Source organism: Agromyces sp. Marseille-Q5079 (assembly GCF_051016555.1).
Taxonomy (GTDB): Bacteria; Actinomycetota; Actinomycetes; order Actinomycetales; family Microbacteriaceae; genus Agromyces.
On sequence record NZ_JBPEJF010000005.1, the window covers coordinates 32,884 to 49,845 of the forward strand.

Consider the following 16,962-nt stretch of genomic DNA (forward strand, 5'->3'; position numbering starts at 1 on the left):
CAACCGGATGTATGGCTATGCTGGCGCAACCACGATGCGGTGGTCGAGGCGCGGGGGGCGCTGCGGGCACCTCATGACGACCCCCGAAAGGCGCACATGTCCGTCGAACCAGCCAAGCCGACCGACCTCGGCGACAGCGATCACCTCGAAGTCCTCGGCTACCAGGACAACTTCAATCGCTCGATGAGCCTCTGGGCGAACTTCGCCCTCGGCTTCACCTACCTCTCGCCCCTCGTCGGCGTGTACTCGCTCTTCGCGGTCGCGCTCACGATCGGCGGGCCGCCCTCCATCTGGTGGATCGTCATCGTCGGCGCCGGGCAGCTGCTCGTCTCGCTCGTGTTCGGCGAGGTCGTGTCGCAGTACCCGATCCACGGCGGCATCTACCCGTGGGCCCGCCGCCTCTGGGGTCGCCGCTACGCCTGGATGGCAGCGTGGATCTACATCTGGGCGATGATCGTGACCATCACGGCGGTCGCCGGCTACGGGTCGGGCTTCGTCGCGAGCCTGTTCGGCATCGCCGCGACGCCCGAGGTCGTCCTCGGCTTCTCGCTCGGCCTGCTGCTGCTCGCGCTCGTCTTCAACTTCACGGGCACGAAGACCCTCGCCCGCGTCGCGCAGATCGGCCTCGCGGCCGAGCTCATCGGCGTCATCGGCGTCGGCCTCTACCTGCTGATCTTCCAGCGCAAGCAGGAGTTCAGCGTCTTCTTCGACACCATGAACGTCGAGGGCGACGGGTCGTACGCGACCGCCTTCATCGGCGCGGCCATCGCCGGACTCTTCCTGTTCTACGGATTCGAGGCCTGCGGCGACGTCGCCGAGGAGGTCGAGAACCCGGGTCGTCGCATCCCGAAGGCGATGATCCTCACCATCCTCGTCGGCGGCGTCTCGGCGCTCTTCTCGTTCGGCGGCTACGTGCTCGCCGCACCCGACCTCGCCTCGATCGTCTCGGGCGAGGACGCCGACCCGATCCCCGGCATCCTCGAGGCCACGCTCGGCCCGGTCGGCGCGAAGGTCTTCCTCGTCGTCGCCGTGCTCGCCTTCATCTCGTGCGTGCTGAGCCTGCAGGCCGCGGCCAGCCGCCTGCTCTACAGCTTCGCGCGCGACGGCATGATCCCGGGCCACCGCTGGCTCGCGAAGGTGAGCGCGAACAAGGTGCCCCGCAACGCACTGATCGTGGCGTGCACTGTTCCGGCCATCATCACGCTGCTCATCTACGTGAACCCCGCGATCACGCTGCCCGTCACGGCGTTCGCGGTGCTCGGCATCTACATCGCGTTCCAGATGGTCGTGCTCGGCGCCCTGCGCCAGCGCCTGCGCGGCTGGAAGCCCGCCGGCACGTTCTCGCTCGGCGCCTGGGGTCTCGTGGTCAACATCGTGGCGCTCGCCTATGGCCTGTTCGCGATCTGGCTCATGGCCACGCCCGGCAGTTCCGGAGACTTCGTCGCCGACTACGCGGTGTGGATCGGCCTCGGCGTCGTGCTCGTCTCGGGCTTCGGGTACCTGTTCATCGCTCGCCCCGACCGCAAGTCCGACGCCCCCGCGGGCGACGCGATCGAGGTCGCGGAACGCCTGCGTCAGCGCCGCGTCGAGACGGCCGCGATGACGACGGTCGACTGACCCGCGCCTCGGCGCGCTTCATCACCAGAGCGGATGCCGCTCCCGAGCTTCGGCCGGGGGCGGCATCCGTCGTTCGTGGGCGGGCGGCTACCGCCTGCGACCGCTGCGGTCGAGCTGCGCGTCGATCTGGGCGATGCGCACCTCGAGGATGCGCCGGAGCAACGGCTCGGGGATCTCGTGGTCGGCGCTGAACTTCAACGCACCGGGCGACCAGTCGAAATCGGTCAGCTCGTCGGCGATGGAGGCGAACACGCTGCCGCTGAACGGGTACAGCCCGAGATGCGCCTTCGCCTCGAGCGCGGCGACGTAGCCCTTGCCGCGATGCAGGAGGGCGGCCATGCCGTAGCTCTCGCCCTCGGTCGCGGTCGGATCGACCTTGCGCGCGATGTCGTATACGCGCGCGAGAGCGGCGCGATTCCCGGCCGCGACGCCGTCGAGCTGCGCGTCGATGAGTCCCATGCGTGCATCTTCCCACCGCACGTTCGCGCCTGCCACCACCCACCCGGGGGTATGCCGAAGGGCCCGTCGGCGAACCGACGGGCCCTTCGTGGATCTCGGAGACGCGCGAGCGCGCCCCGGTCACCGGATGGTTCAGATGGCGTTGACGTCCAGCGGGATGCCGGGGCCGAACGTGGTCGACACGGCGCCCTTCTGGATGTAGCGGCCCTTGGCGCTCGACGGCTTGAGACGGACGACCTCTTCGAGGGCGGCCTTCACGTTCTCGTCGAGCTGCTCGGTGGTGAACGACGCCTTGCCGACGACGAAGTGCACGTTGGCGTGCTTGTCGACGCGGAACTCGATCTTGCCGCCCTTGATGTCGGAGACGGCCTGGCCGACGTTCGGGGTCACGGTGCCGGTCTTCGGGTTCGGCATGAGGCCACGCGGGCCGAGGACCTTGCCGAGACGACCGACCTGGCCCATGAGCTCGGGGGTCGAGACGGCCGAGTCGAAGGCGGTGTAGCCGCCGGCGACCTTCTCGATGAGCTCGGCGCCGCCGACCTCGTCAGCGCCGGCCGCGATCGCGGCTTCGGCAGCGGGGCCGGTCGCGAACACGATGACGCGGGCGGTCTTGCCGGTGCCGTGCGGGAGGATGACGGTGCCGCGCACCATCTGGTCGGCCTTGCGGGGGTCGACGCCGAGCTTCAGCGCGACCTCGATGGTCGAGTCGAACTTCGCCGAACCGGTCTCCTTCGCGAGCGCGACGGCGTCGGTCGGGGTGTAGAACTTGTCGGCCTCGATCTTCTCGGCCGCGGCCCGGTAGGCCTTGGACTTCTGTGCCATGTTGGTTCTCCTTGAGAGAGTGTGGTCATCGCGCCTGGCGGGCGCTGCCACGAGTGAGGAATTCTGAGGTGTCGGACGCCGCGCGGCATCCGTCTGGGTCTCGCACCCCGATCTCGGCGCTTCGCGCTGATCGATCGGTGGGGACTCGACCCGGGCGACTACTCGACCGTGATGCCCATCGAGCGGGCGGTGCCGGCGATGATCTTCGACGCGGCGTCGAGGTCGTTGGCGTTGAGGTCGACCATCTTCGCCTCGGCGATCTCGCGCACCTGCGCCTGGGTCAGCTTGCCGACCTTGGTGGTGTGCGGGACGCCCGAGCCCTTGGCGACGCCGGCAGCCTTCTTGATGAGCTCCGCGGCGGGCGGGGTCTTCAGGATGAAGGTGAACGAACGGTCCTCGTAGACGGTGATCTCGACGGGGATGACGTTGCCGCGCTGCGACTCGGTCTGCGCGTTGTACGCCTTGCAGAACTCCATGATGTTGACGCCGTGCTGACCCAGCGCCGGGCCGATGGGCGGGGCGGGGTTGGCGGCGCCGGCCTTGATCTGAAGCTTGATCAGACCAGTGACCTTCTTCTTCGGTGCCATGATTTCTCTCTTTCTGTTCGAACGCCCATGTCCTGGGCACTCTCCCGCTCGACCGGCGGTTCCGGAGGGCGGTGGATCGGGTGCTGCGTCGGCAGTGCTGACACAGCACAACCCTCCGAGTATACCGGAGGGTTGGCTGAGCTTCGGGTGGGAACCCGAACGCCCGGAGGCTAGAGCTTGGTGACCTGGTCGAAGCTGAGCTCGACCGGGGTCTCGCGCTCGAAGAGCGAGACGAGCACGGTGAGCTTGCCGCTCTCGGGCTTGATCTCGCTGATCGTGCCGGGCAGGCCCGCGAACGAGCCGTCCTTGATCGTGATGGTCTCGCCGACCTCGAAGTCGATCTCGGCGGGGATGACGCGGGCCGCAGCAGTGCCGCCGCCGGCCTTCGCGCCCTTGGCGGGTGCGACGTCCTTGGGCTCGACGAGGCTCTTCAGCATGCCGAAGGCCTCTTCGAAGCGGAGGGGCGTGGGGTTGTGGGCGTTGCCCACGAAGCCCGTGACACCGGGGGTGTGGCGGATGACCGACCAGCTGTCCTCGTTCAGGTCCATGCGGACGAGCACGTAGCCGGGGATGCGCACGCGGGTGACCATCTTGCGCTGGCCGTTCTTGATCTCGACGACGTCTTCCATCGGCACTTCGACCTGGTAGATGTAGTCGGCCATGGCCATCGACTCGCGGCGCTGCTCGATGTTCGCCTTCACGCGGCGCTCGAAGCCCGCGTAGGAGTGGATGACGTACCACTTGCCCGGGAGGAAGCGCAGTTCGTTGCGGAACTCCTCGTAGGGGTCGTGCTCGGGCTCGTCGCTCTCTTCGCTGACGGCCTCGAGTGCGGCGTCGGCCTCTTCGACGGAGTCGATGTCGAGGGCGTCGTCGACGACGGCGTCGGCCTCGGGGTCGTTCGCCTCGGCGATGGCATCGAGAACGGCATCGAGGTCGACGTCGTTGCCCTCGTCGTCGATCACGTGCACCGCACGCTGCTCGGCCGGTTCGACCGACTGCTCGTCGTGCTCGAGCGAGTTGCCCTCCTGGGCCTCGTCGTCTTCGGCCGACTGCTCTGCAGCCGTGGCCCAGTCGACGTCGTCGCGCTCAATCTTTGCCAATTTCTCGATTCCTTCTCATTCGTGCGCCTCGCGGCACGCGGTTCTTCAGGACGAGTGGCTGATCAAGCCCCCGTCGACCCGAAGACGTACAGCACCAGCCAGCCGAACACCGTGTCGAGGACCCAGACGAGCGCCATCATGATGATGACGAACACGAGTACCACGACGGTGAAGCTGAAGAGTTCCTTGCGGGTCGGGGTGACGACCTTCTTCAGCTCGGCGAAGACCTGACGGATGAACAACGCGATCCGCGCGAATGGATTTCGCCGCGCCGCGCGCTCGCGCTTCGCGTTGGCGACGACATCCTCGCTGGGTTCGTCGATGATCTTCCGTGCCACCTCGTACACCTTTCGTGGGCCGGCAATCACTGCCGGCTCGCAGGGCGGACAGGACTCGAACCTGCAACCTGCGGTTTTGGAGACCGCTGCTCTACCAATTGAGCCACCGCCCTTCGGAGGCAACGCCTCCGAAGATCACACCTTGTGACCGGCTCACCCTACCTGAGTTCTCGAGGAATTCGGGCACGGGAAAGCTTGGTCGTCGTGCGCAACCTCAGCAAGTTTAGGCGACGGATGCCCCACCGCCAAACCGGTCCTCCCGACGGCGCCTCGGCGGGGCCCACAGGGCGACGCCGACGACCGCGACGATCGCGCCGACGAGGGTCGCCGACCACGCGGCATCCGCCGGGATGTCGAGGTACACGGTGATGCCGAGGATGCGCGACAGGCCCCACGGGAGCAGCGCCATCTGGTCGTTCCACGCGGTCAGGGCCTGCTCGAGCCCGATCACCGCGACCAGCCCGGCCACGAGCGCGAGGGCGAGCCCGCACGCGCTGAGGACCACGCCGGTCGCCCGCCGGGCGCCGACCGCCTGCGCGAGCGCCCACGCCGCCGCGACGATCACCCAGGCGAACAGGGCGAAGGCGACCGTCGAGTACGCCGACCTCGCGACGGGGTCCGTCCAGAAGCCGAACCAGTAGCCGCCGGGGCCCGTCGGCGCGAGCGCGAACGAGAGCAGCGCGACGCGCAGCATCACGGCGCCGCCGACCGAGGCCGCGACCTGGGCCACGGCCTCGCGCCCGCCGATCCAGCGGGCGAGAAGCAGTACCACGGCGCCGAAGACGAGCCAGGCGCCGAGTGTCGCCACGAGGTGCGCGGGCGCCGCGAACCAGGTGAGGATGCACCGGCTGAGCACGAGCGCGATCGCCGGCACCGCGACGAGGAGCACGCGCTCGACGCGGCCGAGCGAGGCGGTCGCCTCGGCGGCGCGCCACGGACGCGTTCCCGCCACCCACATCGCCCTGGCCAGGCGCGCGCCGGGCCAGGCGCCGATCCGGCGCGAGCGCGCCGCGATGCCGTAGGCGATCCAGAGCAGCGTCAGCACGAGCGTCGCGCCCGCGGCCCAGCCCATGGCCTGGTCGCGTTCGCCGCGCTCGAGCCCCAGCCGCGCCGCCTCGAGGTTGTACGCGGGGTGGTACGGGTCGCCGGCGTAGTCGCGCTCGTGCGCCGCCGAGCTCTCGACGAAGGCGTCGCGGGCGGCCTGCCACTGCCCGTACACCTGCGGATCCCTCGTGTCGTGCCACTGCGCCTTGCGCAGCACCATCTCGCGGTAGCCGGCGAGCATGGCCAGCGTGCTGTGCTCGTACGCGAGCGACTCGCCGAAGGCGTCGCGGAGCGCGGCATCCTTCCACGAGTCCGGGTCGGTGTCGGCGATCACGGCCTGCATGGCGTCGACGGCGTCGAGCGCGCGATGCCCGCCCGCGATCGCCTCGTCGAGGTCGTCGCGCGCGATGGCGTAGATCACGTCGAGGGCGGCGCTGTCGCCCGTGGGGATGTCCCACTCGAAGATCCACATCATGGGCGGCGGCTCGAGGCCGATCGCGTACACGCGATGCTCGGCGAACGGGCCGATGTAGAGCCCGTCGGTGATCGCCTCGCGGCTCTGCGACATCGCCTCGGCGATGGCCTGCACGGTCGCCGGGTCGTCGGAGAACCAGCGCCTCGCCCAGTCGACGGTGACGGATGCCGGATCCAGCGACGGATCCCGCGCGAGGCGCACGGCGAGCTCGGTGTTCAGCTCGGCGAGCTGCCAGAGGCCGGCCTTCAGCTCGAGCGAGAGCGGACCGGCCCGCCAGGGGCCGCCGTCCTGCGTCCAGGTCCAGATGCCCTCGATGTTCGGATTGGCCGCGAGCAGGCGGTCGAGGGCCTGCGCGTAGAGGTCGCCGAGGTCGTTCGGCCACGCCCCGAAGTTCTCGAACTCGCGACGGCTCTGGAACTCGATGATCCTGCGCTGGTCGCCGACCTCGAGCGTGTCGTTGAACGGCAGGTGGCTGTAGAAGTCGCCGAGCGTGTACTTCGTCGAGACGATGAGGCGGTCGGAGTCGATGCCCTCGAACACCGTGCGGTAGGAGTCCGCGTTGGTGTGCAGGTCGCCGACCGCCCCGACGCCCACGGTCCAGGTGCGGAAGATCACCTCGCGGTCGGCGCGCTCGGCCTGGTCGAGCAGGGTCGAGAGCATCGCGCGCACGGCGTCGACGGTCGTCACGGCGAGCGCGGAGCGGTAGTCCCAGTCGGGCAGGTCGTAGACCTGGCCCGCCTCGCCGATGCGGATGAGCACGCCGTCGATGGCGGGCATCTCGCGGTAGAGCTCGTCGAGCCCGGCCGCGTAGACCTCCCAGAACTCGGGGTTCTCGGTGTCGAGGCCGCCGAACCGCTCGGTGAGGTACTCCTCGAGCGGCGTCGTGACGACGAGCATGTCGGTGCGGAGGAACACCTGGAGCCCGGCATCCCTGGCCGACTGCCACATCGGTCCGAACGCCTCGCGCATCGCGAGCGCGCGGGCCACGTGCTCGTCGTCGGGCCCGTAGACCTCCGTGCCGTCGCCGACGTCGGAGAACGTGATGTACTCCAGCAGGCCGGGCACCGCGATCGCCGTGTACCCCTCCGCGAGCAGGTGGTCCACGTACGCGTCGAAGTCCTCGCGGGCGACGGCGAGCGCCGCCTCGTCGATGTAGGGCGCATCGGGCAGGATGACGTCCTCGAACGCCTTGGAGTTGTGCGAGTAGTCGTCGCCCGCGGCCCAGGCCTCCTCGTCGACCGCGACGCCGACCGCGCCGAGGTCGGCCATGCGGAACCCGAGTCGCGACTCGACCTGCTCGCCGAGGTGCTCGGCGGTCGAGCGGCCGTCGCGCACGGCCTGCGCGAGGTCGTAGACACCGCGCACCGCGCCCGTCTCGCTCGCCGCGACCACGCGCAGCGCGCCGGGATCGCCCTCGAGCGAGTACGTCTCGTCCGCGGGGTCGCCGTCGCCGGCCTCGACCGCGAGCGTCGCGGTGCCCGAGGTCGTCGCGGCATCCGCGACGGCCCCCTGCAGTTCGTCGAGCGCCGCGTCGACGCGCGCCGACGGGGGCGAGGCGACCACCTCGAAGACGGGCGGGGGCACGGCCGCCTCGACCTGCGCCACCGAGGAGGCCTCAGTCGGGATGTCGGCATCCTCCGTGCGGATGCCGAGGGCATCGGTCAGCACGAAGGCGATGCCGGCCCCGAGGGCGAGCAGGATCAGGGCCGCCACCGCGGCGAGCAGGGGTCGACCGGGGCGCTTCATCACGCGCGGAGCATACCCCAGACTGGGTCGCGTGACCCACTTGTGATCTTCGGGAGCCGGCAGTCGGGGCGTCGCCCGGGCGCACGGGCACCCGTAGATTGGGAGCGGGCCGGCCGCGGCATCCGTCGTCTCGAGCGGCATCCGTCACCTGAATCGCGGCCGGGGAGGGACGCAGATGTCGATCGAACGCGGAACACGGCTCGTCGCGGAACCGCAGAGCAGCGTGCAGGTCACCGGCGAGCACTCGCAGTTCCGGCTCGACCTCGAGCGCATCCGCTTCTCGCCCTACTTCTCACGCCTCTCGGCGGTCACGCAGGTCATCGCCCAGCCCGGCGCCGGCCCGCTCATCCACAACCGGCTGACCCACTCGATCAAGGTCACCGCGGTCGCGCGCGCCATCGCGGTCGGGCTCACGGATGCCGCGTCGCCGGCGCGCGCCCTCGCCGCCGAGCACGGCTGCGACGCCGTCGTCGTGCAGGCCGCCGCGAGCGCCCACGACCTCGGGCACCCGCCGTTCGGGCACCTCGGCGAACGCGTGCTCGACCGGCTCGCACGCGAGACGCTCGGGCTCTCCGACGGCTTCGAGGGCAACGCCCAGACCTACCGGATCATCGCGACGCTCGACGTCTCGGCGAACGCTCCCCACGGGCTGAACCTCACCGCCGCCGTGCGCTCCGCCGTCGCGAAGTACCCCTGGACCCGCTTCGTCGACGCGGCGTCGCTCGCCCCCGGTCCCCTGCCGCGCGGCATGCGGCGCGTCTCGGGCGGCGTCGACGTGGGCAAGTTCTCGGCGTACGACCTCGACGCCGCCGACCTGTTCTCGGCGCGCACGGGTCTGCCCCCGCTGCAGCAGTCGCTCGAGTGCTCGATCATGGACATCGCCGACGACATCGCGTACTCGATCCACGACGTCGACGACTTCTACCGTGCCGGCCTGCTCAGCCAGGGCTCGGTGGCCCGGGAGTTCCGCGGCTTCATCGAGGACGGCGAGACGCTGCGCGCGCTCGACGAAGCGGCGCTCGGCGCGCGGTCCGCGCCGCCCGGCGCCGCGCTCGAGGGCCTGCGCCGCAAGCTGCTCCGCAGCGACGCCTGGATCGCGTCCGACGAGGCCTTCGCCGAGGCCGTCGACATCGTGGCCGACGACCTCGTCGACGGCCTGCTCGCGACCCCGTTCGACGGCTCCATCGCCACGGAGCGCGGGCTCTCGTCGTTCACGAACCGGTGGATCAACCACCTGCAGACCTCGGTCGTGCCGGCTCCCGCCGACGAGGTGCGCACGGGTCTCGTGACGCTCGACCGGCTCGCCTGGCACGAGGTCGAGGTGCTGAAGTTCGTGCACCGGCACTTCATCCTCGACCGCGCCGACATCGCCATGTACCAGCGCGGGCTCAGCCGCGTGCTCACGCGCGCGGTCAAGGGCCTCACCGCGTGGATCACCGACGACATCGACCGGCACCGCGTGCCGGAACGGCTTCGCGAACTCGTCGAGCTCGCGACCGAGGGCTACGCGCTGCTCCGGGTCACGAGGCCCGAGGGCGTGCCGATCCCCGATGCCGGCGAGGTGCACCGGCTCGGGCTCGGCCGCGGCGTCATCGACTACGTCGCATCGCTCAGCGACGACCAGGCGCTCGCCGTCTCGGAGGCCATCGACGGCCGCCCCGACCGGCTGTGGGACATCGGGCAGAACCTCTGACACCCGCCGCGCGGCAGGGAGGGCGGATGCCGCGGCCTCCGCTCCGGCATCGGCGCTCCGCTCGTTCAGTACAGGCACTGAGTGCGGGCGGCTCGGACCGCGAGTAGCCTCCGGTCATGTCGAAGGCCCCCATGTGGACGACTGCTGGCGCATCCCTCGCAGCGACACTCCTGTTCGCCGGATGCACGGCGGCCCCGTCCGCGAACACGGACGGCGACGGCGCAACGGCCGATGCCGACGCGTCGGCGCCGGCCCCGGCCGGAACGTCGTTCGACGAACTCGTCGAGACCGGCGACGGCCGCTCGCTCGCGGTGACCTGCTGGGGCGAGGGCGACGTGAAGGTGCTCTACCTGCATGGCCTGATCCAGCCAGGCGACGCCTCGAGCTGGGCACACGCACCCGAACTGCAGGAACGGCTCGCGGATGAGGCCGAGTATTGCGAGTACGAGCGCACGAATGTCGGCGAGAGCTCCACGGCGGACGGACCGATCCCGTTCGAGCAGACCGTTGCCGATGTCGACGCGGTCCTGGGCGCGATCGGCGCGACGGATCCCGTCGTGCTCATCGGCGGGTCGTTCGGCGGCCTGGTAGCGACGACGTACGCGGGTCTGCACCCGGATCGCGTGGCCGGCATGGTGCTCCTCGACCCCTCGCTCGCGGGCAGCAATGCGCTGGAAGAGCAGTACCTCCCGGTCGAGTACCGCCTGACGCCCGAGGCGTGGAACGACAGCACGGAGAAGGTCGACGTGTACGGCGCCGACCCGATCGCCGAAACCGCGCTCGATACGCTTCCCGCCGTGCCCGGCGTCGTCTTCGTGACCAGCACCATCGATCTCCCGCCGGTGAACACCGAGGCGTTCCTCGCCGCGATCCGCACGCAGCAGTCGGACCTCGCGAATCGGTTCTCACCCGGTGAACTCGTCACCGTCGATACCCCGCACGCGATGGTTCCCGTGATCCCGGACGAGATAGCCGACGCGGTCGCCGACGTCGTCGCGCAGGCCGGTCTCGCCGGCTGACGGGGAGGCGGTCCCGGCCGGTCGCCCCGCGGCGTCCGGCCCCTGACCGCCTGTGGGACATCGGGCAGAACCTCTAGGAGCATCGGCGCCGGCCTCATGATCGCGGCCGGCCCGCGGCGCCGTGCGCCACCGCGTGGTTCCACGCCGTTCGTCCAAGCTTCGCTCGCAGGCCACCCACACGGTGGGCTGCGGACGATTGGCTCGCGGCATGAGCCGAAACCTCTCGCGACGCGCCCTGCCGCGTCTCATCGCCCTGACCGCCGCGGTCGTCGCCACCGCAGCCGTCCTCGTCCCCGTCTCCGCGGTCGCCGCCCCGGGCGACGACCGCGGCGGCGCCTCGGGGGCGCCGTCCGTGCGCGCCGTCGAGCCCACCCTCGTCGCCCGCGCGACCCTCTCCGCCGATCACCTCGAGTCCGGTCCCGCGTCGGGCGCGCTCGCGTCCCCCGCGAACGGACGAGTCGGCCCGTGGGCCGGGCAGGTCATCCCCGGGTTCTCCGCCGCGATCGACAACGGGGACGGCACGTTCTGGGCCCAACCCGACAACGGCTTCGGCACCAAGGCCAACTCGGCCGACTTCCTCCTGCGCAACTACCTCGTGCGCCCGGACTGGCAGACCGCCGGCGGCGGCGACGGCTCCATCGCCGTCGAGCGCTTCATCTCGTACAACGACCGCAAGCGGGTGCTCGACTTCCCCATCGTGAACGGGAGCACCCCCGAACGCCTGCTCACCGGCGCCGACTTCGACATCGAATCCGTCGTGCGCGCCAAGGACGGCACGTTCTGGGTCGGCGAGGAGTTCGGGCCGTTCCTGCTGCACTTCGATGCGAAGGGCACGCTCCTCGAGAAGCCGTACTCGCTCACCGGAGCGAAGTCGCCGCAGAACCCGTACCTCCTGGCCGGCGAGACCCCGCGCGTCCGCGCGAGCCGAGGCTTCGAGGCGCTCGCGGCATCCGCCGACGGCCGCTACCTGTACCCCGTCGTCGAGGGCTCCTACGCCGATGAGACCGACCTCCGCCGCCGCGAGGTCCACGAGTTCGACACGCGCCGCGGCGCCTACACGGGTCGCACCTGGAGCTACCAGGTCGACCAGGAGGCCAACGTCATCGGCGATGCCTTCACCGTGCGCAAGAACGTGCTGCTCCTCGTCGAGCGCGACGACTTCGAGGGCGACCAGGCGGTCACCAAGCGCATCTACGAGGTCGACCTCCGGCGCGCCGACTCGCAGGGGTACCTCGAGAAGACGCTCGTGGTCGACGCGCTCCACATCGCCAACCCCGACGGCATCGGCGACGGCGACGGGTACGGCACCGGCGCGGTCTTCTCGCTCCCGGTGCAGTCGTTCGAGACGGTCGTGCAGCTGAAGGACGGGAACCTGCTCATCGCCAACGACAACAACTACCCCGGCAACGACGCGCGCGTCCCCGGCACGCCCGATGACACCGAGTTCGACGTGATCGACCTCGACACGGTGCGGATCACGCCGTCCGACGTGACCATCGTCGGCCACCGCGGCGCGAGCGGCTACCGCCCCGAGCACACGCTGGCCTCGTACGAGACCGCGATCGTGCAGTGCGCCGACTACATCGAGCCCGACGTCGTCTCCACGAAGGACGGCGTGCTCGTCGCCCGGCACGAGAACGAGATCGGCGGCACCACGGATGTCTCGGCCAGGGCCGAGTTCGCCTCGCGCAGGACGACCAAGACGATCGACGGTGCGAGCATCACGGGCTGGTTCACCGAGGACTTCACGCTCGCCGAGCTGCGCACGCTGCGCGCCAAGGAGCGCCTGGCGATCACGCGTCCGGCGAACACCGCGTTCGACGGGCTCTACCAGGTGCCGACGCTCGACGAGGTCATCGACCTCGCCCGCCATTCGGTGAGCTGCGACGGCCGCCAGGTCGGCGTCTACCCCGAGACGAAGCACCCCACGTACTTCGACTCGATCGGCCTCTCGCTCGAGGAGCCGCTGGTCGCCGCCCTGCAGGCGAACGGCGTCGACCGCGCCGACGCCCCGGTCATCGTGCAGAGCTTCGAGGTCGGCAACCTCAGGGAGCTCGACGGGATGACGAACGTGCACCTCGCGCAGCTCGTCAACTCCGCCGGCCGTCCCTACGACTTCACAGCCTCCGGCGACCCCCGCACGTACGCCGACCTCGTCACGCCCGCCGGACTCGCCGAGGTCGCGGGCTACGCCGACGGCGTCGGCCTCGAGAAGTCGGTCATGATCCCGCGCACGCCCGCAGGCGCCCTCGGAACGCCGACCGGCGTGATCGCCGACGCCCACGCGGCGGGCCTCACGGTGCACGGCTGGACATTCCGGCTCGAGAACCAGTTCCTCCCGGCCCAGTTCCGTTCGAGCACCGACCCGAACGCGCCGGGCGACCTGCTCGGCGAGCTCCGCGTGTTCGTCGACGCCGGCATGGACGGCGCGTTCAGCGACCAGCCCGACGTCGCGGTCACCGTCGGCTGACCCCGCCGACCCGGACGACGGCGACGGATGCCGCGGCGCACGCCCGTGGCATCCGTCGCCCGGTCATGCGACCAGCGCGCCTCGTGACGGCGCCGCTGCTCGCGCGCTACCGTGACGCAGCACCATCTGCCTCGCCGCAGATCCGCGGCGACGCTGCTTCGACGCCAAAGGGAGCCTCACCATGAGTGACACCGAGAAGACGGGCTGGGTCGGCTGGGGGGTCTTCGCGGCCATCATGCTCATCATCGCCGGCGGATTCGACGTGCTGTACGGATTCATCGCGCTCGCGATGCCCGACAGCGCCTACCTCACGACCGGCGGGGGCGCCCTGTTCCTGTTCGACGTGCAGGGGTGGGGCTGGTGGCACGTGATCAGCGGCGCACTGCTCGTCCTGGTCGGCGCGGCACTCTTCTCGGGCGCCACGTGGGCGCGGGTGGTCGCCGTGATCCTCGTGATCGTCAACGCCATCGGGCAACTGTTCCTGCTGCCGGTGCAGCCGTGGTGGTCGCTCATCGTGCTCGCGATCGACGTCCTCGTGATCTACGCGCTGACGGTGCACGGGCGCGAGCTCAAGACCCGCCGCTGACCCGGACGACGGCGACGGATGCCGCGGCGAGGTGCCGTGGCATCCGTCGCCCTGTCATGCGCGGCTCGCGCGCCGTAGGCTGGTCGTCGTGACCGAACGCACCCGCCTGTCTGCCCGTATCGCCGCCATCGCCGAGTCCGCGACCCTCAAGGTCGATGCGAAGGCGAAGGCCCTGCAGGCCGAGGGCCGCCCCGTCATCTCGTATGCCGCGGGCGAACCCGACTTCGCGACGCCCGACTACATCGTCGAAGCCGCGCTCGCGGCCGTGCACGACCCGAAGAACTACCGCTACACGCCCGCGACCGGCCTGCCCGAACTGCGCGAGGCGATCGCCGCGAAGACGCTCCGCGACTCGGGCCTCGAGGTCTCCCCCAGCCAGGTCGTCGTCACGAACGGCGGCAAGCAGGCCGTGTACCAGGCCTTCCAGGTGCTGCTCGACGCGGGCGACGAGGTGCTCGTTCCGACGCCCTACTGGACCACCTACCCCGAGGCGATCAAGCTCGCCGGCGGCGTGCAGGTCGACGTGTTCGCCGGCTCCGACCAGGGCTACCTCGTCACGGTCGAACAGCTCGAGGCCGCGCGCACCGAGCGCACCAAGGTGCTGCTGTTCGTCTCGCCGTCGAACCCCACCGGCGCCGTGTACTCGTCCGACCAGACGCGCGCCATCGGCGAGTGGGCGCTCGAGCACGGCATCTGGGTCGTCTCCGACGAGATCTACCAGAACCTCACCTACGCGCCCATCGACGGCGACGCGGATGCCCCGGCCCCCCGCGCCCTGTCGATCGTCGAGGCCGTTCCGGGCCTCGCGAACCAGACCATCCTCGTCAACGGCGTCGCCAAGACGTACGCCATGACGGGCTGGCGCCTCGGCTGGATGGTCGGCCCCGCCGACGTCATCAAGGGCGCCGCGAACCTGCAGTCGCACCTGAGCTCGAACGTCTCGAACATCTCGCAGCGCGCCGCGATCGCAGCCCTCAACGGCCCGCAGGACGCGGTCGAGGAGATGCGCCGTGCATTCGACCGCCGTCGCCGGCTCATCGTGTCGGAGCTCTCGAAGATCGACGGGCTCACGGTGCCGGTGCCCGAGGGCGCCTTCTACGTCTACCCCGACGTCACCGGCCTGCTCGGGCGCGAGTGGGGCGGCGTGACGCCGAAGAACTCGCTCGAGCTCGCCGACCTGATCCTCGACCAGGCCGAGGTCGCCGCGGTGCCCGGCGAGGCATTCGGCCCGAGCGGGTTCCTGCGCCTCAGCTACGCGCTGGGCGACGCCCCGCTGCTCGAGGGCGTGCAGCGCCTGCAGCGCCTCTTCGGCTGAGCGCGGCCGACCTCGCGGATACCGCCGTGGACGCGAACGGTCATTTCACCGGCCGCTGAGCGACGATTCGCGTCCGTCGCCGAGCGAACGCGTGGACGCCGGGCGAACGCGTGGACGCCGAGCGAACGCGTGGACGCCGGGCGAACGCGCCCGCCGTACACGCGCGTCCGGACACACGAGAACGCCTGGACTCCCCCCTAGGAGCCAGGCGCTCTCGCCGCAGGCTTCGTCGCGCACCGTCCTCGTGCGCGCCCGAAGCGGTCAGTGCTTGAAGGCGTCCTTGACGTCCTCAGCAGCGTTCTTGAGGTCGGCCTTGGCCTGGTCGGCCTTGCCCTCGGCGACCTTGGAGTCATCCCCGGTCATCTTGCCGTGGGCCTCCTTGGCCTTGCCCTTCAGGTCTTCGGCAGTGTTCTCGACACGATCATCGATCCCCATGGTGGCTCCCTTCGCAAGCTGTCGGCAGTGTGCCGCGCTCGAGAACCAGTCAACGCCAGACCGCGTTCCCCGACTAGGGGTTGAGTTCCCAGCAGGGATCGTCTACCGCGCGATCGCGTGCGTCGCGTCTCGCCTCCGACTCACGCCCGCCACGCCACGCGCCCGTCGCGTCTCGCCTCCGGCTCACGCCCATCACCCCTCACGCCCGTCGCACCCCTCACGCCTCCACCGTCGCGGGGACGCTCGTGGCGGCCTGGAACTCCCGAACACCGCCACAAGCGTCCCCGCCGCGGTCGGAGCATCGGTCATGGTGCCCGTCTATCGGGGGGCCGGAGGGCGGTCGAGGCCTCCTCGGCGAGCGCGTCGGCCACGGCGTCGAGGAGCGGCGAGCGCAGGTTCCACTGCTGCCAGTAGAGCGGCACGTCGACCGGCGCACCGCCGAGTCGGACGAGGTCGCCGGCGGCGAGCTCGGCGAACGATTGGAAGCCGGGCAGCAGCCCCCAGCCGAGCCCGAGCTTCACGGCGGCCGCGAAGTCGCTCGAGGCGGGCACGTAGTGCCGCGACGGGCCGGCGGGGTCGACGCCGCGGCCCGCCAGGTAGTGGCGCTGCAGGTCGTCGCGCCGGTCGAACTCGACGACGGGCGCGGCGGCGAAGGCGCTCGAGGATGCCACGTCGGCGGCCTCCGCACCGTCGGAGGCGACTCCACGGGGCAACGCCCAGCGCGCGGCGAAGCCGGGCGTGGCGACGGCCTCGTACCGCATCACGCCGAGCGGCCGCACGTGGCATCCGGCGACCGGGGTCGCCTGCGACGTGACCGCGCCCATGACGGTGCCCGACTCGAGGAGGCCCGCGGTGAAGTCCTGGTCGTCGCGGTGCAGGTCGAAGACCACCGGATGCCGCTCGGCGACCCGGGCGAGGGCGGGGAGGAACCACGTGGCGAGCGAGTCGGCGTTCACCGCGAGCGGGAGGCTCACGGGTCGCACCGGTGCGGCGTCGAGTCCGAACTCGGCGAGGGTGTCGTGCTCGAGCAGGGCGAGCTGGCGGGCGAGCCGCACGACGGCGGCACCGGCATCCGTCGCCCGCACGGGCTTGGAGCGCACGACGAGCACGCGCCCGAGCTGCTGCTCGAGGGCCTTGATGCGCTGCGACACGGCCGAGGGCGTGACCCGCAGCCGACGCGCGGCCGCGTCGAAGGTGCCCTCGTCGATGACGACGGCGAGCGTGCGGGCGAGGTCGAGCGGGATCTCCATCTGAAG

General features: G+C 70.7%; 14 protein-coding genes and 1 tRNA gene. 6 read left to right on the top strand and 9 right to left on the bottom strand.

Translation table 11 applies throughout. The features are described from left to right. Positions 1 to 96: 96 nt before the first annotated feature. Entirely contained in the window at positions 97 to 1,617 is a 1,521-nt protein-coding gene (locus tag ACR3IO_RS12830) for an APC family permease (protein ID WP_434071604.1), read from the top strand. A gap of 87 nt (positions 1,618 to 1,704) precedes the next feature. On the opposite strand, the gene ACR3IO_RS12835 is transcribed toward ACR3IO_RS12830, so the two are convergent. The 7 genes from ACR3IO_RS12835 to ACR3IO_RS12865 all read right to left on the bottom strand — a co-directional run bounded on the left by ACR3IO_RS12835 (position 1,705) and on the right by ACR3IO_RS12865 (position 8,188). Further along, complete coding sequence (locus tag ACR3IO_RS12835; RefSeq protein ID WP_434071605.1) at positions 1,705 to 2,076, bottom strand: iron chaperone; 372 nt, start codon at positions 2,074 to 2,076, stop codon at positions 1,705 to 1,707. Positions 2,077 to 2,208: 132 nt separating this feature from the next. Continuing rightward, positions 2,209 to 2,898 carry a 50S ribosomal protein L1 gene (rplA, locus tag ACR3IO_RS12840; RefSeq protein ID WP_434071606.1) on the bottom strand — a complete coding sequence of 230 codons (690 nt, stop codon included), beginning with the start codon at positions 2,896 to 2,898 and terminating at the stop codon, positions 2,209 to 2,211. A gap of 158 nt (positions 2,899 to 3,056) precedes the next feature. Further along, positions 3,057 to 3,485, bottom strand: a complete 429-nt coding sequence (rplK, locus tag ACR3IO_RS12845; RefSeq protein WP_055863240.1) for a 50S ribosomal protein L11 — start codon at positions 3,483 to 3,485, stop codon at positions 3,057 to 3,059. Positions 3,486 to 3,655: 170 nt separating this feature from the next. After that, on the bottom strand, positions 3,656 to 4,585 hold the full coding sequence (gene nusG, locus ACR3IO_RS12850) for a transcription termination/antitermination protein NusG (RefSeq protein WP_434071607.1): 930 nt from the start codon (positions 4,583 to 4,585) through the stop codon (positions 3,656 to 3,658). A 62-nt stretch (positions 4,586 to 4,647) separates the two neighbouring features. After that, positions 4,648 to 4,923, bottom strand: coding sequence for a preprotein translocase subunit SecE (gene secE, locus ACR3IO_RS12855; protein WP_434071608.1), 276 nt, complete (start codon positions 4,921 to 4,923; stop codon positions 4,648 to 4,650). A 40-nt stretch (positions 4,924 to 4,963) separates the two neighbouring features. Further along, positions 4,964 to 5,036 (bottom strand) — tRNA-Trp (locus ACR3IO_RS12860). 110 nt (positions 5,037 to 5,146) lie between these two features. Then, the gene (locus ACR3IO_RS12865) at positions 5,147 to 8,188 is read right to left on the bottom strand and encodes a hypothetical protein (protein ID WP_434071814.1); all 3,042 of its coding nucleotides are present in this window, start codon (positions 8,186 to 8,188) and stop codon (positions 5,147 to 5,149) included. A gap of 175 nt (positions 8,189 to 8,363) precedes the next feature. On the opposite strand from ACR3IO_RS12865, the gene dgt reads away from it, so the two are divergent. From dgt to ACR3IO_RS12890, 5 genes are all read left to right on the top strand, one after another. After that, entirely contained in the window at positions 8,364 to 9,881 is a 1,518-nt protein-coding gene (gene dgt, locus ACR3IO_RS12870) for a dGTP triphosphohydrolase (RefSeq protein WP_434071609.1), read from the top strand. Between the two features lie 116 nt (positions 9,882 to 9,997). Further along, on the top strand, positions 9,998 to 10,900 hold the full coding sequence (locus ACR3IO_RS12875) for an alpha/beta fold hydrolase (protein WP_434071610.1): 903 nt from the start codon (positions 9,998 to 10,000) through the stop codon (positions 10,898 to 10,900). Between the two features lie 208 nt (positions 10,901 to 11,108). Further along, a complete protein-coding gene (locus ACR3IO_RS12880; RefSeq protein WP_434071611.1) occupies positions 11,109 to 13,370 on the top strand; it encodes an esterase-like activity of phytase family protein in 2,262 nt (753 codons plus the stop codon). A 181-nt stretch (positions 13,371 to 13,551) separates the two neighbouring features. Next, the gene (locus ACR3IO_RS12885; RefSeq protein ID WP_434071612.1) at positions 13,552 to 13,956 is read left to right on the top strand and encodes a DUF7144 family membrane protein; all 405 of its coding nucleotides are present in this window, start codon (positions 13,552 to 13,554) and stop codon (positions 13,954 to 13,956) included. A gap of 88 nt (positions 13,957 to 14,044) precedes the next feature. Beyond that, positions 14,045 to 15,271: a pyridoxal phosphate-dependent aminotransferase gene (locus ACR3IO_RS12890; protein WP_434071613.1), complete on the top strand. Its 1,227-nt coding sequence runs from the start codon at positions 14,045 to 14,047 to the stop codon at positions 15,269 to 15,271. Between the two features lie 261 nt (positions 15,272 to 15,532). Here the strand turns inward: ACR3IO_RS12890 and ACR3IO_RS12895 are convergent, their stop codons facing one another. After that, positions 15,533 to 15,706 (bottom strand): CsbD family protein, encoded by a 174-nt coding sequence (locus tag ACR3IO_RS12895; RefSeq protein ID WP_434071614.1) that lies wholly within the window; start codon positions 15,704 to 15,706, stop codon positions 15,533 to 15,535. A 305-nt stretch (positions 15,707 to 16,011) separates the two neighbouring features. Continuing rightward, complete coding sequence (locus ACR3IO_RS12900; RefSeq protein WP_434071615.1) at positions 16,012 to 16,956, bottom strand: LysR family transcriptional regulator ArgP; 945 nt, start codon at positions 16,954 to 16,956, stop codon at positions 16,012 to 16,014. Positions 16,957 to 16,962 lie beyond the last annotated feature (6 nt).